Origin of the sequence: Aquitalea pelogenes, from assembly GCF_001515305.1 — a bacterium.
Taxonomy (GTDB): domain Bacteria; phylum Pseudomonadota; class Gammaproteobacteria; order Burkholderiales; family Chromobacteriaceae; genus Aquitalea; species Aquitalea pelogenes.
The window spans coordinates 62,469-84,525 of the sequence record NZ_LNQV01000004.1 but is presented as its reverse complement, the minus strand read 5'-3'; the positions used below and the strand labels follow the sequence as shown (position 1 = coordinate 84,525).

The window sequence follows — 22,057 nt, the reverse complement described above, 5'->3', positions numbered from 1 at the left end:
AAAGTGATTCAGATCTTGCGGGTACAGGGCTGGTTTTCCATGTCGGTGAGGATATCCATCACCTGGCTGGACGCATCTTCCATGCGGCGCAGTGCCTGCTGTGCCTTGGCAAACTCGTGGGCGTGGAAGGCGTTGAGCGCTTCCTTGCCGAAGTTGTGCACATTGGCGTGCGGCGCTTCCAGCTGGGTGTAGTTGCTGTTGCCCTTGCATTCCTGTGCGCCGCGGCCTTCGTAATACCACTTGCCCAGACGGCAATGCTGGTGGGACGACACCTTGTCGGCATGCAGGTCGTGATAGCCGATGAAGGCCTTGTAGATATCCAGCTTGAACACGATGTGATCCAGCTTCACCACTTCCATGAAGCTGGTGTTGGTGCCCTGGGCAATTACCCGTGCCATCTGTTCGCTGACATCCACCATGCTGCGGATGGCATTGGCGGTTTCAATGCCGGTTTCACGGTAACCCGCTACCTGTGCGGCCGCTTCGGTCACTTGTTGCTTGGTGCTGTGCGAGGCGCTTTCCACATCGCCCACCAGGCTGGAAATTTCATTGGTGGCATTGGCCGTGCGCTCGGCCAGCTTGCGCACTTCGTCGGCCACCACGGCAAAGCCGCGGCCTTGTTCACCGGCACGGGCGGCTTCGATGGCGGCGTTCAATGCCAGCAGATTGGTCTGGTCGGCCACGTCCTTGATCAGCTGCACGAACTGGCGGATCTGCCCGGTCTTGCTGTTGAGTGAGTCCATGGATTCAGCGGTTTTCTGCTGTGCCTGGGCAATCTCATCAAAGCTGTGTGCCAGGGTGTCCACTGCGCCACGGGTGCCGTGCAGGGTGGTGACCGCATCGGCGGCGGCACCAAAATTGCTTTCCATCAGGGTGGCGAGGTCGGCAAACGAGGTGCGGATGCTGGCGAGGCTGCTGCAAAAATCACCAAAGGGTTCGATATAGCTGTCATTGCGCTGGCTGGTCAGTTGCAATTTGGACAGCTGCTGCTCGGCTTGCTGACGGGCTTGTTCACTTTCCTGCAGGCGGGTTTGATTGAGGCGTGCTTCCTGTTCCAGCTGTGCGACTTGTTGCTCTAATTCCTGGATACGTCTGTTCTTTGCTGCACCAAACATTAAAGTCTCCGGCTACCGTTGGGTTGTTCTCTTTGATTGAAGCTGTTGTTTTGATTTTTAATGACTTTACTGCGCTTCGGCATGTCGCGGGGAAGTATTTGCACTGACAAGTGCCTGGGCCTTGTTAATTGAAAAGCCAGCTTTTAACTGCATGGTATTTTCTCTGCGCTCTGGTTTAAATAGCCGCGGGACAAACTTTGTCCCCTGTTTGCTCCACATCAAGCCGATTGTTCGGTTTTGGCCGGCTCGCTGGGTTTTCAGCTGTTTTTGTGATTACTGTCAGTGTTTTCCTATTGCATTTTTTTGCTAAGTAAACCGTTTTTTCTTGCTTAGTTTTCCTCGGGCTGCTTGCTAGATTGGTGTCCAGCAAACAAACCCACCAATAACGGAAAACACCATGACACAAGCCAAGACCAAGACGGTTCGCCTCTCCCTGATCGCCGCTTCCCTTGCCCTGTTCGGCAGCCTTGCCCATGCCGGTGATGCAGTCACCATCGCCTACCAGACCGGCATCGACCCTACCAAGATTCCGCAAGCTGACGGTACTTATGAAAAGGCCACCGGCACCCAGATCAACTGGCGCAAATTTGAAAGCGGTTCGGAAGTGATTGCTGCCGTGGCCTCGGGCGACGTGGTGATCGGCAACCTGGGCTCCAGTCCGCTGGCCGCTGCCGCCAGCCGTGGTCTGCCCATTGTCACTTTCCTGGTGGCCGATGAAATCGGTGACGCCGAGGCACTGGTGGTGCGCAATGGCAGCAAGATTGCCAAGCCGCAGGACCTGATCGGCAAGAAAGTGGCCGTACCTTATGTGTCCACCACCCACTACAGCCTGCTGGCCTCGCTCAAGCACTGGAATGTGGATGCCAGCAAGGTGAATGTGCTGAACCTGCGCCCCAGCGAAATCACTGCTGCCTGGCAGCGTGGCGACATTGATGCCGCCTACGTATGGGACCCGGCACTGGGCAAGATCAAGGCTAACGGCAAGGTGCTGACCAGCTCGGCACAGGTCTCCAAGTGGGGTGCCCCGACTTACGATATCTGGATCGTGCGCAAGGACTTTGCCGATGCCCATCCGGAATTCGTCAACAAGTTTGCCAAGGTATCGCTGGATGCCATCGCCGGCTATGTGGCCAACCCCAAGGCCTTTATCGCCAACAAGGACAATATCGACAAGATCAGCCGTCTGACCGGCGCTGCGCCGGCTGACGTGGTGCTGGGCTTGCAGGGCAACCGCTTCCTCACCCAGAAGGACCAGATTGCCCTGCTGCAAAAGCCTTTCGTGCAGGCCGTAGCCAATACCGCAGCCTTCCTGAAATCGCAGGGCAAGGTGGACAGCCTGCAGGCTGATTACAGCCCCTATGTCAGCAACCAATTTGTGAAGGCAGCGAAATAATCATGGCCATCCTCTCCGCCAACAAGGTGAGCGTGCGCTATCCCGGTCAGGACCGGCCCGCCTTGTCCGAAGTGTCGCTGGATATCGGTCCGGATGACCTGACCGTGGCACTGGGGCCGTCCGGCTGCGGCAAGACCACCTTGCTGAACCTGTTTGCTGGATTTGTCCAGCCGGATGGCGGCGAGGTGCGCTTTGGTGAAGCCCGGGTGACCGGGCCGGGTGCGGACCGCGCGTGGTGTTTCAGCACGACGCCTTGCTGCCCTGGCTTTCCGTGCGCGACAACGTGGCGTTTGGCTTGCGTCTGCAAGGCGTGGCCAAGGCCGAACGGCTGGCGCGGGCCGACGAGGTGCTGCGCCTGGTCGACCTGCCGGAGTCCGGCAGTCGCTACAGCTGGCAGCTGTCCGGCGGCCAGCGTCAGCGCGTGGGGATTGCCCGCGCACTGGCCAGCCACTCGCAGGTATTGCTGATGGACGAACCCTTCGGCGCACTGGATGCCTTTACCCGCGAGCAAATGCAGGAGCTGCTGCTCAAGGTGTGGCAGCAGGCGCGGCGACGCATTTTCCTGATCACCCACGATATCGAAGAGGCGCTGTTTCTTGCCACTGAACTGGTGCTGATGTCGCCTGGGCCGGGCCGCATTGTGGAAACCCTGCGCCCGGGCTTCAGCCAGCGTTACCGCGCCGGTGAATCGGCGCGGGCCATCAAGTCCGATCCGGCCTTCATCGCGCTGCGCGAGCAATTGCTGGCCACCTTGTTCGACCATCGCCGTCAGGCCGAGGAGATTGCCGCATGAATGCACTGGAACAGACACTGGAACAAAAACTGGCTGATGTTGCCGTCAGCAAAACCGTACCGGACGAACTGCCGGCCACCAGCCCGCGCGCTGGTAGCTCCCGCTGGCGGCAATACCGTCGCGGCTGGCTCAGCCTGATCAGCCTGCTGGCAGTGCTGGGCGGCTGGTGGGGGCTGTCGCACAGCGGCATTGTGCCGCCGCTGTTTCTGCCGGCACCCGAAGCGGTGGTGACCAAGCTGATCACCGTCAGCACCCAGGGTTTCATGGATGCCACCTTGTGGCAGCACCTGGCAGCCAGCCTGCAGCGCATCGTGCTGGCCTTGCTGGCTGCGGTGTTGCTGGGCATCCCGCTGGGTGTGCTGATGGGCGTCAGCCCGGTGGCGCGTGGCTTGCTGGACCCGCTGATTGAAGCCTATCGCCCGGTGCCGCCGCTGGCTTATCTGCCGCTGATTGTCATCTGGTTCGGCATTGGCGAATTGTCCAAGGTGCTGCTGATTTTCCTGGCGGTACTGGCACCGGTCATCATTGCCACCAGTCATGGCGTGGCGCAGGTCAGCCGTAACCGCCTGCGTGCCGCGCAGACGCTGGGTGCCAGCCGCAGCCAGTTGCTGTGGTTTGTCATCCTGCCCGAGGCCTTGCCGGAAATCCTCACCGGCATCCGCATCGGCCTGGGTACTGGCTGGTCCACCCTGGTGGCGGCCGAACTGGTGGCGGCCACCCGCGGGCTGGGTTTCATGGTGCAGTCGGCAGCGCAGTTCCTGGTGACCGATGTGGTGATTCTGGGCATCGCGGTGATTGCGGTGATTGCCTTTGCGCTGGAGCTGGGCTTGCGCCTGTTGCAGCGGCGACTGGCACCCTGGCATGGCCAGCTGGATTGAAGATTTCATGGTCGCTGCCTGTGGCGGCGGCCAGAACCGAATGATGCAAGGAATAGAAGATGAGTCTGACTCTTACCCGTTTGTCCCCGGCGCTGGGCGCGATTGTTGAAGGCGTGGATCTGGCGCAGCCGCTCACTGACAGCCTGCAACAGGAGATTCAGCAGGCCCTGCTGCAACACCAGGTGCTGTTCTTCCGTAATCAGGACATCAGCCCGCGCCAGCAGCGCGACTTTGCCGCCCGCTTTGGCGATCTGCACACCCACCCCATCTACCCGCAACACCCGGATGCACCGCAGGTGATGATTCTGGACACCGACGCCTTCGACCTGAAGGACAATGCCATCTGGCACACTGATGTCACCTTCATCGAAACACCGCCGGCCGCTGCGGTGCTGGCGGCGCGCTTGCTGCCGGAGTTCGGCGGTGACACGCTGTGGGCCAGCAGCTTTGCCGCCTGGGATGCGCTGTCCGACCGGCTGAAAACCTTGCTGGAAGGGCTGACTGCCACCCATGACTTCACCAAGACCTTCCCGCTCAAGCGCTTTGGCCTGACCCCGGCCGACCGGGAAAAATGGGAACAGACGCGGCGCGACAATCCGCCGCTGAGCCACCCGGTGGTGCGCACCCATCCGGTGAGCGGTCGCAAGGGCCTGTTCGTCAATGGCGGTTTCACCACCGAAATCAACGAGTTGCCGGAAGAAGAGGGCGCTGCCTTGCTAGCCTTCCTGCTTGCCCATCAGGCGCGGCCGGAATTCACCATCCGCTGGCGCTGGCAGGCCGGGGATGTGGCGTTCTGGGATAACCGCTCTACCAGTCATTATGCGGTGGACGATTACCGTCCCAACCGTCGCATCATGCACCGGGCCACCATTCTGGGTGACAAACCCTTCTGATCAGACTCTGGTCTTTTCTGTCGGAAAACAAAAAAGCCACCCCTTGGGGTGCTTTTGCATGGTGCGTTGCGCAAGGCTTATTCAACAAAGCGCATCTTGAACAGACGGCCCTTGATCTTGCTGACCGACAGGCGTTCAAAAGCCTGCTGGGCGATGTCGCGCTGCAGGGCAACAAAGCTGGCACCTTCCAGCACGTTGATCTTCCCCACATGACTGCCGGCAATGCCGCCGTCACCAGTGAGCGCGCCCAGGATGTCACCCGGGCGCAGCTTGTCACGTTTGCCGCCGGCAATTTCCAGCGTCACCATGGCCGGAATCAGCTGGCCGCCCGGCGCCGGGGTCAGTTCGTCCACTTCGGCCCAGGTGAGCGGGGCCTTCTGGTAGTCCTCGATCTGCACCAGGCGGCGGGCATCGCTTTCGCAGGTCAGCGTCATGGCCAGGCCATGCAACTCGCCACGGCCGGTTCGGCCAATGCGGTGGATGTGCACTTCCGGGTCGTGGCTCACGTCCACATTGATCACCAGGTCCAGTTCCTTGATGTCCAGCCCGCGAGCGCCACGTCGGTGGCTACCAGCACCGTGGTGCTCTTGTTGGCAAAGCGCAGCAGGATCTGGTCGCGGTCGCGCTGTTCCAGATCGCCATACAGCGCCAGCGCGGAGAAGCCACGGGCCTGCAAATCCTTCACCAGCTCCTTGCAGCGTTCCTTGGTATTGCAGAAGGCCAGCGCGGAAGCCGGACGCACGTGCTGCAGGATGCGGGTGACGGTTTCCAGCCGGGTTTCCGGCTTCACCTTGTAGAACCATTGTTCGATATGGTCGCCGCTGTGCAGTGCTTCCACTTTCACTTCCACCGGCTGACGCAGGAACTGCGCGCTGGCCTTGCGGATGGTGTCCGGATAGGTGGCGGAGAGCAGCAGGGTCTGACGCTGGCGCGGGCAGGCGCGCACGATGCCGACGATTTCCTCGATGAAGCCCATGTCAATCATGCGGTCGGCTTCGTCCAGCACCAGAGTTTTCACCCCGGCCAGGTTCAGCGATTCGCGGTACAGGTGATCCTGCAGACGGCCAGGCGTGCCCACCACGATGTGTGCACCGTGTTCCAGCGAGGCACGCTGCGGCCCCATCGGCGAGCCGCCGGTCAGGGTCACTACCTTGATATTGTCGATGCTGCGTGCCAGTCGGCGGATTTCCTGCGCCACCTGGTCGGCCAGTTCGCGGGTGGGGCACAGCACCAGTGCCTGTACGGCAAACCAGCGCGGGTTGATGTTGGCCAGGATGCCAAGGCCGAAGGCGGCGGTCTTGCCGCTGCCGGTCTTGGCCTGGGCGATCAGGTCGCGCCCGTCCAGAATCACCGGCAGGCTTTCGGCCTGGATGGGGGTCATGCTGTGGTAACCGAGGCTGTCCAGGTTGGAGAGCAGGGCTTCAGGCAGCGCGGTGAGGCTGGAAAAGGCGATTTTTTTCACGGACTTGGCGATATCACGACAGAAACGGGCTGGCAGTGTAACAGCAGACGGCGTATTGGCCAAACCGGCTGTTGCGGATGTGGCTGTACTGCGCTGGCAGACAGAAAAAACGCCAGCGGGCCGGGGCGCACTGGCGTTGCTTGCTCTTGCCGGTCTGCTACACCTTGAAGCGGGCCACCGAGTCGTTCAGTCCGCCTGCCAGTTGTTCCAGCTCCTCTGCCGAGCGCACGGTGTGCTGGATGGCTGTGTCATTGGTATTGGCCAGCTGGGCAATGCTGTCGATATTGCGGGTCACGCGTTCGCTGGCTTCACGCTGCTGTTCGGTCACCTGCACGATTTGTTGCAGGCCATTACGGACTGCCACCGCCGAGTCATTGGCGGCATCCAGGACGCTGGCCACTTGTGCCGCCGACTGATTGCTGGCCTGCAAGGATGTGAGGCTGGCTGCCACGGCATCGCGCACGGCTTCGGTCTTGTTGTTCAGCGCGTCGGTGACGCTGTCGATTTCGCGCGCCGACAGAGCGGATTTTTCCGCCAGCTTGCGCACTTCGTCCGCCACCACGGCAAAGCCACGTCCGGCTTCGCCGGCTCGGGCCGCTTCGATGGCGGCATTCAGGGCCAGCAGATTGGTCTGTTCGGCAATGTCGCGCACCTGCTGCGTCATGCCGGTGATGGCGGCAGTGGATTGCACCAGCTCGGTTTCCGCTTCGGACATCATGGTGACGGCTTGCTGGATTTCGCCAACCTGCTGTTGCAAGCGGCTCAGGTCCTGGCGGCCCTGCTGCGAGCGTTGCAGGCTTTCATCCGACTGTTGCAGTACCTGTTCGGCATGGCGGGCAATGTCGCCAATATGCTGGGCCAGTTGCTCCACTGCCTGCGCCGCATCCTGCGATTGGCGATTCTGGGCTTGCGAACCCTCGGCCAGTCGTTCCGCGCCCTGACTCAGCTGGCCGGAAGACGAAGCCACGCTACGCGCAGCGGTGCCAACCTGGCGTACCAGCTCGGCAATGGAACCCAGCATCTGGTTGAACAGGCTGGCAGTCTTGCCGATTTCATCCTGATGGCGCACTTCCAGCCGGCGCGTCAGGTCGCCTTCGCCCTTGGCCAGTTCAGCCAGACCACCTGCCATGGCTTGCAGCGGCCGGGTGACAAAGCGGCGGATGAACAGGAACACCACCAGCATCAGCGGCAGCGAGGCGATGACGGCAAACAGGATGCTCTGGTTGCGGAACTGCGCCACCGAGGCGTAGGGTTTTTCCAGTGAGATGCGCATGCTGACCGCGCCCAGCGGGGTGCCTTCGCTCACCTGGTGACAGCTGATGCAGTTCTTGCCCAGGTAATTGCTGGCTGCGCGCGCCGGGTACACCACGTGCAGGTGTTCGCCCAGTTGCGGGCTGGATTCAATGGCTACGTAGGGCTGGCCGCTGGCAAGGGCGCTTTTTTCCGCTTCGTCCGCTGCGTGTGCCTTGTCGCCGGCATTGCCGGGGCCAAACTGCTTGTTGACCGCGTCGCCACGTACCACGCGCAGTTCGCGCACGGCGGACAGTTCCTTGATCTGGTCCAGAAACACATCACGCTGGCCCACGGTGCCTGTCATCATCATGCCGGTGAGGCCGGCCAGCGTCATTTCGTTCATGCTGCTGGCCAGGTCCTTGGCCTGCGATACCGCAATATCACGGCTGACCGTGGTTTCCCAGGCAATCAGCCCGCTCCAGGCCACCACCAGACAGCACCAGATGGCGCTGGTCAGACGCAGCCAGATTGGCCATTCGGAAAATTTTTTCATTATATGTACGGGAGCCCCGCCTCCTTTTGTTGTTGCTTATGTTTTTATCCAGGCCGTCTCGACCTGCTACAGCGGCCAGCGTAACGCACGTCATATTAACTGTGCTTGGTTTAAAACAAAATTTTTTCCCCTTTTGGCCGTATGGGTACGATGTGGCTTGGGATAACGCGGGTTTTCTGCAACAATCCGCCCTCTGTCGACCGGCCCGCCGGTTTTGCCTTGTTCTTGCTGCAGGAGTTGTCATGTCGTCATCCCCATCTTGTTCACGTGTTGCCATCATTGGCGGAGGTCCGTCCGGCCTGATGGCAGCCGAGGTACTGTCCCGGGCGGGTGTGACGGTGACGGTATATGACGCCATGCCCTCGGTGGGGCGCAAATTCCTGTTGGCCGGCGTGGGCGGGATGAACATCACCCATTCCGAAGCCAAGGCGGACTTTCTCGGCCGCTATCGCGAACGGGAAAACGAGGTCGCCGCCTGGCTGCAGGATTTCGATGCCGACATATTGCGTGAATGGGTGCATGGTCTGGGGGTGGAAACCTTTGTCGGCAGCTCGGGCAAGGTATTCCCGCGCGAGATGAAGGCAGCGCCCTTGCTGCGCGCCTGGCTGACGCGCTTGCGCGAGGCCGGGGTGCAATTCCGGGTGCGCCATCGCTGGCTGGGCTGGAAAGACCAAGGCGCGCTGCGCTTTGCCACGCCGGATGGCGAGCAGGAAGCCCGTCATGATGCCGTGCTGCTGGCCTTGGGCGGCGGCAGCTGGAAAAAGCTGGGTTCGGATGGCAGCTGGCTGCCCGTGCTGGCCGAACGCGGTGTGGCGGTGCGCGATTTGCTGCCGGCCAATTGCGGTTTTGACTGCAACTGGAGCAGCCACTTTGCCGACAAGTTTGCCGGAGAGCCGCTCAAGTCGGTGCTGCTGGAGTTTACCGATCTGGCTGGTCATACCGTGCGCAAGACCGGGGAATGCGTGGTCACCCGCCACGGAGTGGAAGGCAACCTGATCTATGCCTTCAGCGCGCCCATCCGCGACAGCTTGCTGGCCAATGGCAGTGCCACGGTGTATCTGGATTTGCTGCCACAAAAGAGTGCCGGACAGGTGGCGGCGGAAGTAAAACATCCGCGCGGCTCGCGTTCGCTATCCAGCCATCTGCAAAGCCGCCTGAACCTGAAAGGGGTGAGGGCAGGCCTGCTGCGCGAATGCCTGAGCAAGGAAGCATTCAACGATATGGATCAGCTGGCTGCAGGTATCAAGCGCTTGCCGCTGACCATGTACGCCACGCGGCCCATCGACGAAGCCATCAGCACTGCGGGCGGGGTCCGGCTGGAGGCGCTGGACGCCGGGCTGATGCTCAAAGACATGCCGGGCGTGTTCTGCGCCGGTGAAATGCTGGACTGGGAAGCCCCTACCGGCGGCTATCTGCTGACCGCGTGCCTCGCCAGTGGCCGCGCCGCCGGGCAAGGCATGCTGGACTGGCTGGCCGCAACGGGCCGCTGAGCCAGCCTGGTCTTTCTTCCCGCTTGCAAAACTGTCCGTGCATTTTTTTTGCAAGCATCTATGCTGAATTTACCGGCCCCGGCAAGTGGTTTTACCGGGGTTGCCAGTGTCTGCTGCACTGGCTGGAGCATCATTCCCCCACCCCATGATGTCGGAGATCAGCGCCATGAAACTCGACGATTTCAACCAGGTAGCCGACCTGATCGGCCTGAAAAAGCGTTCGCGTGAAGCCGTCTGGCTGATGGAAGTAGAAGGCATGACCGGCTACTTCGCCGCCCAGCAGATGGATATCAGCGAATCCACCGTGTCCCGCGCCCACACCCGTTTCCGTCAGGCACTGCGCAAGCTCAATGCCCTGTCCACGCATTTGCCTTTGTGATTTCTCCTGTGTTGTTGACTTGTCGCCCGGCCTCCATGCCGGGCTTTTTCTATGGCGCGTGGCGAATGCCGCCAGCCTGCTCGCGCAGCCAGGACAGTAAATCCTGCAGGCCCGGATGCTCGGCATAGCTCTCCGGGTAGACCAGCCAGTAACCGGAACCGGTATGCAACTGGCTGTCGAATGGGCAGACCAGCCGGCCTTGTTCCAGCTCGTCGTGCAGCAAGGCCATGTCACCGATCGCCACACCCAGCCCGCTGGCAGCCGCCGTCCACGCCAGGTGGTGCAAGTCCACCACTTGATGCTTGTAGGCGGCAAGCGTGTGTATGCCCTGGGTATCCAGCCAGGCAACCCATTCCTCATAGTCGCGGGTGGTGTGAAACAGGGTGTGGCCTGCCAGGCTGTCCACACCGGACAGTTCAGTCCGCATGGCAGGGGAGCACACCGGGCTGAGCACCTCGGGTAACAGCAGCTCGGCCTGCATGTTCGGCCATTGTCCGCGCCCGAACAGGATATAGGCCTGATGGCTGTCCGGGTCCAGCACCTCCGGTTCGTACACCATGCTGTCGATGCGCAGCTGGGTAAGCGGGTGCTGCTGGTAAAAGCTGCCCAGCCGCGGCATCAGCCAGCGCACGGCAAAGCTCACATACACCTGCAGGCTGAGGATGTCGCTGCGGGTTTTGATCTGCCTGTCCACTTCCTTCAGTTTTTGTACCACCTCACGCGCTACCGGCAGCAGGGTCTGGCCTGCCGGTGTCGGGCGTATCTGCCGGTGCTGCCTTTGCAATAGCGCGGTGGCGTAGTGCTGCTCCAGCAGGCTGATCTGCTTGCTGATGGCACCCTGGGTCAGAAACAGGCGGCGTGCGGCCTCGGTAAAGCTGCCGGTGTCGATGACGGTGACAAAGGCGCGCAAGGCGGTGAGCGAGGGCAGGTGGTGGGTTTCATTCATGACGGAATGGAATGGTTCGATGCCAATTATTCGTTCGTGAAAACTAGGCGATTTCCGTATGTTTGGCAACAAACAACACAACATGACGGAGCGCACATGCATCACGATTTCGATTCCCAACGGCAATACACCCTGCAACACGACCGCCGTCTGTCTGCTGCTGATGGACAGTTGCAGATGGAGGGGGTGGGGCTGGCCGCGCTGGCCGCAGAATTCGGCGCACCGCTATTCGTGTATTCCGCGCCGGAAATCCGCCGCAATGTCGACGAAATCAAGCAGGCCTTTGCCAGCCATGCCAATACCCGCATCTGCTACGCCTCCAAGGCTTGCTCCTTGCTGGCGGTATTGCAGGTGGTGCGCGAATCAGGCATCAGCATCGAAGCCAATTCGGCCAATGAAATCCGCCGCTGTCTGGCCGCAGGTTTTGCCGGCAGCCAGATTGTCTACAACGGCGTCGTGAAGCGCGATGAGGAACTGGAATTCGCCATCCGCCAGCAGCTGCATGCCATCAATGTGGATAGCGAGCACGAATTGCAGGCCATCGACCGTATCAGCCGTCAGCTGCAAATTCCGGTACGCATCTGCCTGCGGGTGGAGCCCAACGTCAAGGCCGCTACCCATGAAGGCCTGATGACGGCATTCCGCGCCAAGTCCGGGGTGGATCTGGCCGATGCCGAAGGCATTTGCCGTCAGGCACTGGACATGCCCTATGTAAAGCTGTGCGGCCTGCACATGCATGTGGGTGACCAGGTGCCGGATGCCGAGCCGTTTGGCGCGGCCACCCGTGTGCTGGTGGATTGTGCCCGCCAGCTGGAAGCAGCACTGGGTGTGCGCTTTGACATGATCAATGTCGGCGGTGGCATTCCGGCACCATATCGCTACGTCACCGACCGTGGCTTGGGTGGGCCGGACAATATGCAGCCGCAAATCGGCGCCAATGAATTTGCCGCTGCCGTCATCCGCGAAGTACACGCCTGGCGTGAGGATATCGAAATCTGCATCGAGCCGGGCCGCAAGGTAGTGAGCAGTGCCGGGGTATTGCTCACCCGCATGGTGACCGCCAAGCGCAAAACCTTGTTGCGCGAGGATGGCAGCGTGGAAGGCCAGGTGCAGTGGTGCATGCTGGATGCCGGTTTCAATGCCATTCCGGATTACAAGGACTGGTACTTCTATGTCTACAACGCCAGCCGCATGACGGACAGCCACAATCAGCCCGTGAAGCTGGGCGGCCCCTTGTGCGACGGTGGCGATTACTTCCGCCATGGCCCGCTGGGTGAGCAGTTCCTGCTGCCCGAGGCCAGTGCGCCGGGCGATGTGCTGGCCTTCCTGGATGTGGGTGCCTACCAGCTGGAAAACCAGACCGTCTACAACGCCCAGCCGCGTTCCGCTGCGGTGCTGATTGACGGGCCGGGCCAGTACCGCCTGATCCGCCGTCAGGAACGCTTCGACGACATGTTGTTGCTGGAGCGTGACCTTTCCTGACCGCCAGAACCCTTTTGCCGTATCGCCACACCCCTTGACGGGTGTGGCGCGATAACACCAAGCCGTCCCTTGTCGTGCGTTTGTCTACTCACCCAGTCCGGAGGAATGAAGATGAAGCTGCAATCCTGGTGTGCCGTGTTGTTGTCTGCTGTCGCCCTGCAAGCGGGAGCGACGGACCTGAACAATCTGCGTATCGGCATGGATGCCACCTATCCGCCGTTCGAATCGCTGAACCCGGCGGGGCAGATCGTCGGCTTTGAGGCAGACCTGGCTGCTGCCCTGTGCAAGGAAATGAAAGCCCGCTGCAGCCTGATCAATCAGGACTGGGATGGCATCATTCCGGGGCTGATGGCCAAGAAGTACGATGTGATCATGTCGTCGATGACCATTACCGCCGAGCGGGCCAAGACGGTCAGCTTCACCGAGCGCTATTTCCGTACGCCACAGCGGCTGATTGCCGCCAAGGGCAGTCCGCTCAGGTTCACGGTGGAGGGGATGAAAGGCAAGCGGGTGGGCGTGCAGCGCGGCACCACGGCCGACATGTACCTGAGCAAGTTCTGGGGACCGCGCGGCATGGATGTGGTGCGCTATGAGGATCAGGACAAGGCCTATGCCGACCTGGTGAATGGCCGGCTGGATGCCAGCTTCCAGGACGAGCTGCAAGTGGAAGCGGGTTTTCTCAAGAGCGAACCGGGCAAGGGTTTTGCCTTTGTCGGCCCGTCCATCAATGGTGACAACGCCGCTGAGCGCGAGGTGCTGGGCTCTGGTGCCGGCATGGCGGTGCGCAAGGAAGACAAGGCCTTGCTGGACAAGCTGAACAAGGCCATCAGCGCCGTGCGCGCCAATGGCACTTTCAAGAAGCTGAGCGTGCAGTACTTCGGCCGCGATATTTACTGACACGGCTGGTGTTCCCGCAGCCCGGTCACGGACTGCGGGCATGCTTCAACTGCTCGCGTTTTGTGTGGCCTGCTGCTGGTCCTGCTGCAAGTCCGGGCGGATCAGCGTGTAGTCGTTATTGCTCGGCAGGCCGTTTTTCTGCCAGTCATCCAGCGTAGCCATGATGGCATCCCGCGTCTGGTTGCTGATGTCCGGCAGGCTGCCGCCAAATGCCTTCTTGGCTTCGTCAAAGCCCTGCTGCACAGCAGCGCGAATGGTATCTATCTTGCCGGGGTCGTTGCCTATGCCCAGCCGGGCAAAGTCCAGAATGCGCCGCGCGGTGTTCTTGATGCCCAGCTCGCCATCTTCCGACACCGCCTGGGTGGCTTCGGCCTTGGTCTGCGGGTCAACCGTCAGCTTCTGTTCGCCACTGACCACCTTGTTCCATTGCAGGCCCTGCTGCTGGACCAGATTGCCCAGCAGCTTGAGGAAATCCGACACCTGCTGGTTGGACTTGGCCAGCAAGGCAGGTACATCCACCGGCGTGCTGCTGCCCGTGGTCGGTTTGCCATAGGTGAGGGCACTGTTGTCCTCACTGTTTTGCCCCAGCGTGACCACTTCGTCCACGGTGAGGGTGCTGCTGCTGATGCTGTTGCCGGTTTTGCTGTCGGTAATGGTGCTGCTGCTGTAGCTGGCATTCAGCAACAGGCTGCTGTTGACGCTGTTGACGGTCATGGGAGGCTCCTGCTGAAAACGGAGAAGGACGCCAGCCTGTGCATGGCGCCGGGTCTGCGTGCCGTATGGCCTGCGGCAGATGTCTGTATATCGGCAGGATGGAAGTAAAATTGAGTAAAAACAAGATAATGCGCTGTCCCGCAGCCGGGTGTGGAACAGCGCAGGAGGTGCTGCGGTGCGATCAGGCTTTCAGTTGGGCGGCCCAGGCTTGCAATGCTTCCAGCTGCTGCACCACCAGGCCTTGCAGGCGCTCGTCGGTGAGGTTGCCTTCGGCATCAAAACCGCCGGCAAAGGCATTGGCAAATACTTCCGGCTTGTTCAGCGGGTGCAGGTCCAGATACACGCAGCTTTGGCGCAGGTGGTACTGTGCGCGCGAAGTACCCATGCCGCCGCCAGCGCCCACAATGGCCACGGCCTTGCCTGCCAGCAGTTTGTTGTCCGGTTCGCGCGATGCCCAGTCCAGCGCGTTTTTCAGTGCCGGGGCCATGGAGTAGTTGTATTCCGGGCAGCCCAGCAGCAAGGCATCGGCCTTTGCCAGTTGTGCCAGCAGTTGTTGCACGGCGGCCGGTTTCTCAGTGATGTCGGCGTTGTAGAACGGGACCTGACTGAGGTCGGCAATGTCGATCTGGATGCCGGCTGGCGCATGTGCCTTGGCGTAGCGCAGCAGACCCATATTGGTGGAGGCACGGCGCAGGCTGCCGCAAATGGCCAGAACGTTCAGAGTGCTCATCGTGGTTCCTTGTGTGAGGAAAGCGGGCAAAAGAGGTAAAGCCCGTCTGCATTCTAGTTAGCGCATCCATGGCTTTCCAGTGCTGACGGTTAGTGACCGGCTGTGCAGGCAAATGCAGCTTGGCGTTTCGCATTCACTGGCAGTCCGGCTTATAATGTGCGGCTGTCCGCATTCAAGGTTTTACATCGTGTCCGAACGCTTTGCCGTATGGCTGCAATATCTTCTGCCCAAGCAGGCTTTAACCATTCTGGCCGGCAAGCTGGCAAGTGCCGAAGCCGGCAGCCTGACCACGGCGGTCATTCGCTGGTTTGTCGGACGCTATCAGGTGAACATGGCCGAAGCGGCCAATCCGGATATCAGCAGCTATCCCAGCTTCAACCAGTTTTTTACCCGCCCGCTGCGTGCCGGTGCGCGACCATTGGCGGATACCGCACTGATCTGCCCGGTGGATGGTGCCATCAGCCAGTTTGGTGCCATTCACGCCGATCAGATCTTCCAGGCCAAGGGCCATGCTTATTCCACCACCGCGCTGGTGGGTGGTGATGCCGAGATGGCGGCACGCTATCAGGACGGCCAGTTCGCCACCATTTATCTGAGCCCGCGTGATTACCACCGCATTCACATGCCTTGCGATGGGCGTCTGCTCAGCATGACTTATGTGCCCGGTGCGCTGTTTTCGGTGAATCCGGCCACGGCACGTGGTGTGCCCGGCCTGTTTGCCCGTAACGAACGGGTGGTATGCGAGTTTGAAGGCCCGCATGGCCGCTTTGTGCTGACCCTGGTGGGTGCCACCATCGTTGGCAGCATGGGCACGGTCTGGCACGGCATTGTCAATCCGCCGCGTCCGGGCCGCATTCAGCATTGGGATTATCAGGACCAGCAAATCATGCTGCGCAAGGGCGAGGAGATGGGCCGTTTCCAGCTGGGTTCTACGGTGGTGTTGCTGTTCCCGGGCACGGCTGGCCTGCATTTTGAGCAGGACTGGCAGCCGGCCCGTCCGGTGCGTCTGGGCGAGAGCATGGCGGACACGGTCTGAATGCCATCCGGTTTGGACATGGCGTGCATGAACCCGGTTTGGCCGGGTTTTTTCGTATCCGGACTGGTATGAGGCCGGGTGTGCAGTCAATATGCAACAGCTATCCATGCAATATCATGCTTCTGTCCCGGCTGGGCAGGGGTAATGCCGCAGTCGGGTGCAATATCCCTGCTGAGCAAGGGTTAATTATGCTAATGTCACTGCCGCGCCTTGCCTGTGTTCCAGATTTGTTCCGCCGCCCAGCCCGGTGTTGGTGGCAAGGCAGAATGATTTCTCAATCCCGTTGTGAGCCTTGATTCACCATGAATACCGACGCTGCCGGCTCCTCATCTTCCGTGCTGTCCGTTCCTGCGGCTTTTGCCAGTGCACGCGCGTCCTTTGCCAGCCCCTGGCGTTTGTGGCAACAGCTGTCGGTACGTGAGCGCTGGCTGTTGTTTGGCGCGTGGCTGGGCAGTCTTCTGGTTTCGCTGGGGCTGGGTGTGCTGTCGGTGGTGGATAACTGGTCTGGCATGCCACTGCAATTTGGTGGGGTGACGGTGTATATCACCGTCTACCCGGCCTTGCTGATCAGCCTGTGGTGGAGTTTGTGCATTGGCTGGTGGTGGGGGGCGATTCCGGCCTATTTCACCACCTTGTCGCTGGCCTTGTATGCCGGCATGGCCTGGCAATGGGCAGTACTGTTTGCCTTTGCCGACCCGTTGGGCGTGGCCGTGATTGCCCTGGGGTTCCGGGCCCTGCCCATGATGCGCGGACTGCGCAGTCTGGAGTCGCTGCTGCATTTTGTCCAGCTCTCCTTTGCCGGCAGCATTTTCAGCTCCAGCGGCGCGCTGATCTGGACCTACAGCAATCATCAGCCTTTGTCGGAATTACTGCCCATCTGGCAAGGCTGGTGGCTGGGCTTTTTCCTGCAGAACCTGTTGCTGGTGGGACCTATCCTGGCGTGGTCCTGGCTGCGGACCGAACGCTGGCTCTTTGCGCGCTTGCCGCAGGTGCAGGGCAGTGATGGCGAATCGCGCCATCTGGTGGTGCTGCTGTTGTTATTGGTCAGTGTCGGCGTGCTGGTGTTTGGCTATTTGTCGCTGAGTCTTGGCAGCAGCCTGTTGCTGGGGCAGTTGCAGCGCGGTCTGGCTCCGGAGGTGCAACAGGCGGCGCTGGTAATGACCCAGACCGGCTGGGTGTTCTTCTGGGTATTCGCCCTGATCGTGCTGTTCAATGCCTTTTTTGCCTACCGCCTGTTCCTGCACTGGCAAGGGCGCAACCAGCAACTGCTGGATGCGCTGAAGCAGAGCAATACCTATCTGGCACAACTGGTGCGTCTGGACGGGCTGACCGGTCTGCTCAATCGCCGGTCCGGTGACGAGGTATTGCAGCAGGAATGGTTGCGCTGTCAGCATTCAGGCCAGCAAGCGGTGCTGATCATGCTGGATATCGACCATTTCAAGCAGGTGAATGATGAATATGGCCACGATGTGGGCGATCTGGTGATTGCACAGGTGGCCATGCTGTTGCAGGAGCATATGCGCCTGCACGATACCGCCATCCGTTACGGTGGCGAGGAGTTCCTGCTGGTGCTGCCGGATTCCACACTGGAACATGCCGCGCTGCTGGCCGAAACCCTGCGTCAGCAAATGGCGGCACGCACGGTGCATGCCAGTCAGGCCGATATCACGGTAACGCTGAGCCTGGGGGTGGCAAGCGCCTCGCTGTTGATGGCAGACAAGGCCGCCTGGGTGAAGCAGGCTGACATGGCGCTGTATCAGGCCAAACGTGCCGGGCGCAACCGGGTGGTGGTGGCAGGCTGATGCTGGCCATTACCCAATGAAAAATGGCCACCCGGGGGTGGCCATTCTTGTTTGTTGATTTGCTGACTTCAATGCTCAGAAACTGTCGCCGGGAATGCGCACCCAGCCTTCCATCAGTACGCGGGCGCTGCGGCTCATGATGGCCTTGCTGACCTGCCACTGGCCGTCCACCAGCCTGGCTTCCGCACCTACGCGCAGGGTGCCTGAGGGGTGGCCAAAGCGCACCGACTGGCGTTCGCCACCACCGGCGGCCAGGTTTACCAGCGTGCCAGGAATGGCGGCAGCCGTGCCGATAGCCACCGCAGCGGTGCCCATCATGGCGTGGTGCAGTTTGCCCATGGACATGGCGCGCACGCGCAGGTCGATGTCGCTGGCGTCAATCTGCTTGCCACTGGATGCGGTGTAGGCCGCAGGCGGAGCGACAAAGGCAATCTTGGGGGTGTGCTGGCGGGTGGCCGCTTCGGCAATGTCCTTGATCAGCCCCATGCGGACTGCACCATGGGCGCGGATGGTTTCAAAGCGGGCCAGTGCGGCGGCATCGCCATTGATGGCTTCCTGCAGTTCGCTACCGCTGTAACCCAGTTCTGCTGCGTTAAGGAAGATGGTGGGGATGCCGGCATTGATCATGGTGGCCTGGAAACTGCCCACGCCCGGAACATCCAGCGTGTCCACCACATTGCCGGTGGGGAACATCGCACCGCCGCCATCGCCTTCGCCCTCGTCGGCCGGGTCGAGGAATTCAAGCTGTACTTCGGCGGCCGGGAAGGTGACGCCGTCCAGTTCGAAATCGCCGGTCTCCTGTACTTCACCGTTGGTGACGGGTACATGGGCAATGATGGTCTTGCTGATATTGGCCTGCCAGATGCGTACCGTGGCCACGCCATTGGCCGGGATGCGGCTGGCATCCACCAGTCCGCTCATGATGGCAAAGGAGCCGACGGCGGCGGACAGATTGCCGCAGTTGCCGCTCCAGTCGACAAAGGCCTTGTCGATGGCCACCTGGCCAAACAGGTAGTCCACATCGTGATCGGGCCGGCTGCTCTTGGCCAGGATCACCGTCTTGCTGGTGCTGGAGGTGGCACCGCCCATGCCGTCGATCTGCTTGCCGTAGGGGTCGGGGCTGCCGATCACCCGCATCAGGATGGCGTCACGCACCGGGCCGGGCTGCTGTGCGGCGGCAGGCAGGTCTTGCAGGCGGAAAAACACCCCCTTGCTGGTGCCGCCACGGATATAGGTGGCAGGAATGCGGATTTGTGGAGCATGGGCCATGCAGTCTCTCCTGTCATGCAGTGGGCAAGGCCGTCAACAGGCATTGCCGGAATAGGGTGGCAAGCAGCAGGGCGGCTGCGAAACGGATTTCGCGCCGCCCTGCATCATAAGAATCTGTTCAGAGTCTTGTGAGCTAGAGCGAGACAAGGCGAAAACGACCGTAAACAACTGGGAAAGCGGAGTTGACATGGAGTCAATGAGCATTCCGAAGACGTTTTTAACGCGGTATCGCCCCCATATTCAACTAGCGCAGCTGACTATGAACGGGTTCTAAGGGGGCTGCTCTGGGTCCGGCCTGCCGGCAGGGACATACCCGCAGGCCGGGAGCAGCAAAACTCAAGCGGTGGTGGACTCCAGGAAGTCCTGGGCGAAGCGCTGCAGCACGCCGCCAGCCTGATACACCCGCACTTCGGCGGCGGTATCCAGACGGCAGGTGACCGGCACTTCCAGCGTCTCGCCATTGCGACGGTGAATCACCAGCGTCAGCGTGCAGCGCGGCGAGATGTCGCCCTTCACGTCGTAGCTTTCGGTGCCGTCAATGGCCAGGGTCTTGCGGTTGGTGCCGGCCTTGAATTCCAGCGGCAATACGCCCATGCCCACCAGGTTGGTGCGGTGGATGCGCTCGAAGCCTTCGGCCACGATGGCTTCCACCCCGGCCAGCCGCACGCCCTTGGCTGCCCAGTCACGCGAGCTGCCCTGGCCGTAGTCGGCACCGGCAATGATGATCAGCGGCTGTTTGCGGGCCATATAGGTTTCGATGGCCTCCCACATGCGGGTGACCTTGCCTTCCGGCTCGATACGCGCCAGCGAACCCTTCTTCACCGCGCCATCCACCACGGCCATTTCGTTCACCAGTTGCGGGTTGGCAAAGGTGGCGCGCTGGGCGGTGAGGTGGTCGCCACGGTGGGTGGCGTAGGAGTTGAAGTCCTCTTCCGGCAAGCCCATCTTGGCCAGGTATTCACCGGCAGCCGAGCTGGGCAGGATGGCGTTGGACGGCGACAGGTGGTCGGTGGTGATGTTGTCCGGCAGCACCGCCAGCGGCAGCATGCCCTTGAGCGTACGCTCGCCGGCCAGTGCGCCTTCCCAGTAGGGCGGACGACGGATGTAGGTGGACTTCGGACGCCAGTCGTACAGCGGGCTCTTGGCTTCTTCCACCTGGCCCAGGTCGAACATCGGGATGTATACCTGCTTGAACTGCTCCGGCTTCACGCAACGCGCCACGATGGCGTCGATTTCATCATCGGACGGCCACAGGTCCTGCAGGCGGATTTCCTTGCCATCCACCACGCCCAGCACGTCTTTTTCGATATCAAAGCGCACGGTACCTGCAATGGCGTAAGCCACGACCAGCGGTGGCGAGGCGAGGAAGGCCTGCTTGGCATACGGGTGGATACGGCCATCGAAGTTGCGGTTGCCGGACAGTACGGCGGCGGTGTACAGGTCGCGTTCTATGATTTCCTGCTGGATTTTCGGGTCCAGTGCGCCGGACATGCCGTTACAGGTGGTGCAGGCATAGGCGACGATGCCAAAGCCCAGCTTTTCCAGTTCCGGCAGCAGTCCGGCTTCTTCCAGATACAGCCTGGCCACCTTGGAGCCCGGAGCAAACGAGGACTTCACCCACGGCTTGCGCAGCAGGCCCAGTTCATTGGCTTTCTTGGCCAGCAGGCCGGCGGCCACCACATTGCGCGGGTTGCTGGTGTTGGTGCAGCTGGTGATGGCGGCAATGATGACCGCGCCATCCGGCAGCAGGCCTTCGGCTTCTTCGGCACGTGCCTTGTCCAGGTCAACCGCAATGCCGCGCTCGGCCAGTGCCGAGGTGGGCAGACGTTTGTGCGGGTTGGACGGGCCCGCCATATTGCGCACCACGCTGGACAGGTCGAATTCCAGCACGCGTTCGTATTGCGCGCTTTCCAGGCTGTCGGCCCACAGGCCGCTGACCTTGGCGTAGTTTTCTACCAGTGCCACTTGCTCGGCTTCGCGGCCGGTCAGCTTGAGGTAGTCGATGGTTTGCTGGTCGATATAGAACATGGCAGCAGTAGCACCATATTCCGGGCACATATTGGAAATGGTGGCACGGTCGCCGATGGACAGGCTGGCAGCGCCATCACCAAAGAACTCGACATAAGCGCCCACCACGCGCTCCTTGCGCAGGAACTCGGTGAGCGCCAGCACGATGTCGGTGGCGGTAATGCCGGGCTGGCGCTGGCCGGTGAGCTTGACGCCGACGATGTCCGGCAGGCGCATCATGGACGGGTGGCCCAGCATCACGGTTTCCGCTTCCAGGCCGCCCACGCCGATGGCAATCACGCCCAGTGCATCCACGTGCGGGGTGTGGCTGTCGGTGCCGACACAGGTGTCGGGGAAGGCCACGCCATCACGCACCTGGATCACCGGCGACATTTTTTCCAGATTGATCTGGTGCATGATGCCGTTGCCGGCCGGAATCACATCCACATTCTTGAAGGCAGTCTTGGTCCACTCGATGAAGTGGAAGCGGTCTTCATTGCGACGGTCTTCAATGGCACGGTTTTTTTCAAAAGCCTGCGGGTCGAAACCACCGCATTCCACGGCCAGCGAGTGGTCGACAATCAACTGGGTCGGCACCACCGGGTTGACCAGCGAGGGGTCACCGCCCTTGTCGGCAATGGCGTCACGCAGACCGGCCAGGTCGACCAGTGCGGTCTGGCCCAGAATGTCGTGGCACACCACGCGCGCCGGATACCAGGGGAAATCCAGGTCGCGCTTGCGTTCGATCAGTTGCTTGAGCGCGTCGGTCAGCAGTTCCGGTTCGCAGCGGCGCACCAGTTGCTCGGCCAGTACGCGCGAGGTATAGGGCAGGGTGGCATAGGCGCCGGGCGCAATGGCGTCAACGGCGGCGCGGGTGTCGTAGTAGTCCAGCTGGCTGCCGGGCAATCGGGTGCGGTAGTTTTTGTTCATGGCGTCGCTAAAACTCTCAGGGTGGAAGCAAAGCGGGGAGCTATCCTTGCGGCTT

At 61.2% G+C, this 22,057-nt stretch carries 18 protein-coding genes and 3 pseudogenes; 11 read left to right on the top strand and 10 right to left on the bottom strand.

Annotation, left to right across the window (positions count from 1 at the left end):
* Positions 1-8 precede the first annotated feature (8 nt).
* Positions 9-359, bottom strand: coding sequence for a CZB domain-containing protein (locus AWT75_RS23775; protein WP_239689439.1), 351 nt, complete (start codon positions 357-359; stop codon positions 9-11).
* A gap of 78 nt (positions 360-437) precedes the next feature.
* A pseudogene (locus AWT75_RS23770) lies at positions 438-701 on the bottom strand (methyl-accepting chemotaxis protein); the annotation flags it as partial.
* 811 nt (positions 702-1,512) lie between these two features.
* Here AWT75_RS23770 and tauA point away from each other — a divergent pair.
* From tauA to tauD, 5 genes and pseudogenes are all read left to right on the top strand, one after another.
* Complete coding sequence (gene tauA, locus AWT75_RS02830; RefSeq protein ID WP_062787082.1) at positions 1,513-2,508, top strand: taurine ABC transporter substrate-binding protein; 996 nt, start codon at positions 1,513-1,515, stop codon at positions 2,506-2,508.
* A gap of 2 nt (positions 2,509-2,510) precedes the next feature.
* A pseudogene (locus AWT75_RS23765) lies at positions 2,511-2,663 on the top strand (ATP-binding cassette domain-containing protein); the annotation flags it as partial.
* A gap of 77 nt (positions 2,664-2,740) precedes the next feature.
* Positions 2,741-3,301: an ATP-binding cassette domain-containing protein gene (locus AWT75_RS02825; RefSeq protein WP_420835414.1), complete on the top strand. Its 561-nt coding sequence runs from the start codon at positions 2,741-2,743 to the stop codon at positions 3,299-3,301.
* On the top strand, positions 3,298-4,179 hold the full coding sequence (gene tauC / locus AWT75_RS02820; protein WP_082695913.1) for a taurine ABC transporter permease TauC: 882 nt from the start codon (positions 3,298-3,300) through the stop codon (positions 4,177-4,179). The genes AWT75_RS02825 and tauC overlap by 4 nt, the downstream gene beginning before the upstream one ends.
* Positions 4,180-4,238: 59 nt before the next feature.
* Positions 4,239-5,072 (top strand): taurine dioxygenase, encoded by an 834-nt coding sequence (tauD, locus tag AWT75_RS02815; RefSeq protein ID WP_062787079.1) that lies wholly within the window; start codon positions 4,239-4,241, stop codon positions 5,070-5,072.
* Positions 5,073-5,149: 77 nt separating this feature from the next.
* On the opposite strand, the gene AWT75_RS22545 is transcribed toward tauD, so the two are convergent.
* The 3 genes and pseudogenes from AWT75_RS22545 to AWT75_RS02805 all read right to left on the bottom strand — a co-directional run bounded on the left by AWT75_RS22545 (position 5,150) and on the right by AWT75_RS02805 (position 8,320).
* Positions 5,150-5,380, bottom strand: a complete 231-nt coding sequence (locus AWT75_RS22545; RefSeq protein WP_239689438.1) for a DbpA RNA binding domain-containing protein — start codon at positions 5,378-5,380, stop codon at positions 5,150-5,152.
* Positions 5,381-5,584: 204 nt separating this feature from the next.
* A pseudogene (locus AWT75_RS22540) lies at positions 5,585-6,453 on the bottom strand (DEAD/DEAH box helicase); the annotation flags it as partial.
* Positions 6,454-6,691: 238 nt separating this feature from the next.
* Entirely contained in the window at positions 6,692-8,320 is a 1,629-nt protein-coding gene (locus tag AWT75_RS02805) for a methyl-accepting chemotaxis protein (protein ID WP_062787075.1), read from the bottom strand.
* Positions 8,321-8,562: 242 nt separating this feature from the next.
* Between AWT75_RS02805 and AWT75_RS02800 the strand changes: the two genes are divergently transcribed.
* Together AWT75_RS02800 and AWT75_RS02795 are read left to right on the top strand one after the other, a co-directional pair.
* The gene (locus AWT75_RS02800) at positions 8,563-9,810 is read left to right on the top strand and encodes a TIGR03862 family flavoprotein (protein WP_062787072.1); all 1,248 of its coding nucleotides are present in this window, start codon (positions 8,563-8,565) and stop codon (positions 9,808-9,810) included.
* 166 nt (positions 9,811-9,976) lie between these two features.
* Positions 9,977-10,189: a sigma factor-like helix-turn-helix DNA-binding protein gene (locus tag AWT75_RS02795; protein ID WP_045847980.1), complete on the top strand. Its 213-nt coding sequence runs from the start codon at positions 9,977-9,979 to the stop codon at positions 10,187-10,189.
* Between the two features lie 49 nt (positions 10,190-10,238).
* Here AWT75_RS02795 and AWT75_RS02790 read toward each other — a convergent pair whose 3' ends face one another.
* Positions 10,239-11,135 carry a LysR substrate-binding domain-containing protein gene (locus tag AWT75_RS02790; protein WP_062787069.1) on the bottom strand — a complete coding sequence of 299 codons (897 nt, stop codon included), beginning with the start codon at positions 11,133-11,135 and terminating at the stop codon, positions 10,239-10,241.
* Positions 11,136-11,231: 96 nt separating this feature from the next.
* Here AWT75_RS02790 and dokD point away from each other — a divergent pair, with 96 nt between their 5' ends.
* Positions 11,232-12,617, top strand: a complete 1,386-nt coding sequence (gene dokD / locus AWT75_RS02785; RefSeq protein ID WP_062787066.1) for an ornithine/lysine decarboxylase DokD — start codon at positions 11,232-11,234, stop codon at positions 12,615-12,617.
* Positions 12,618-12,728: 111 nt separating this feature from the next.
* Complete coding sequence (locus tag AWT75_RS02780; protein WP_052694230.1) at positions 12,729-13,514, top strand: ABC transporter substrate-binding protein; 786 nt, start codon at positions 12,729-12,731, stop codon at positions 13,512-13,514.
* A 45-nt stretch (positions 13,515-13,559) separates the two neighbouring features.
* Here the strand turns inward: AWT75_RS02780 and AWT75_RS02775 are convergent, their stop codons facing one another.
* Both AWT75_RS02775 and AWT75_RS02770 read right to left on the bottom strand, forming a co-directional pair.
* Complete coding sequence (locus tag AWT75_RS02775) at positions 13,560-14,228, bottom strand: hypothetical protein (RefSeq protein ID WP_062787063.1); 669 nt, start codon at positions 14,226-14,228, stop codon at positions 13,560-13,562.
* A gap of 181 nt (positions 14,229-14,409) precedes the next feature.
* Positions 14,410-14,958: an NADPH-dependent FMN reductase gene (locus AWT75_RS02770; protein WP_062787060.1), complete on the bottom strand. Its 549-nt coding sequence runs from the start codon at positions 14,956-14,958 to the stop codon at positions 14,410-14,412.
* Between the two features lie 187 nt (positions 14,959-15,145).
* Between AWT75_RS02770 and asd the strand changes: the two genes are divergently transcribed.
* Entirely contained in the window at positions 15,146-15,994 is an 849-nt protein-coding gene (gene asd, locus AWT75_RS02765; RefSeq protein ID WP_062787056.1) for an archaetidylserine decarboxylase, read from the top strand.
* A gap of 302 nt (positions 15,995-16,296) precedes the next feature.
* Entirely contained in the window at positions 16,297-17,796 is a 1,500-nt protein-coding gene (locus tag AWT75_RS02760) for a GGDEF domain-containing protein (protein ID WP_082695911.1), read from the top strand.
* Between the two features lie 75 nt (positions 17,797-17,871).
* On the opposite strand, the gene prpF is transcribed toward AWT75_RS02760, so the two are convergent.
* A complete protein-coding gene (prpF, locus tag AWT75_RS02755; protein WP_062787054.1) occupies positions 17,872-19,065 on the bottom strand; it encodes a 2-methylaconitate cis-trans isomerase PrpF in 1,194 nt (397 codons plus the stop codon).
* A gap of 336 nt (positions 19,066-19,401) precedes the next feature.
* Positions 19,402-22,002, bottom strand: coding sequence for a Fe/S-dependent 2-methylisocitrate dehydratase AcnD (gene acnD, locus AWT75_RS02750; RefSeq protein ID WP_045847943.1), 2,601 nt, complete (start codon positions 22,000-22,002; stop codon positions 19,402-19,404).
* Between the last annotated feature and the right edge of the window lie 55 nt (positions 22,003-22,057).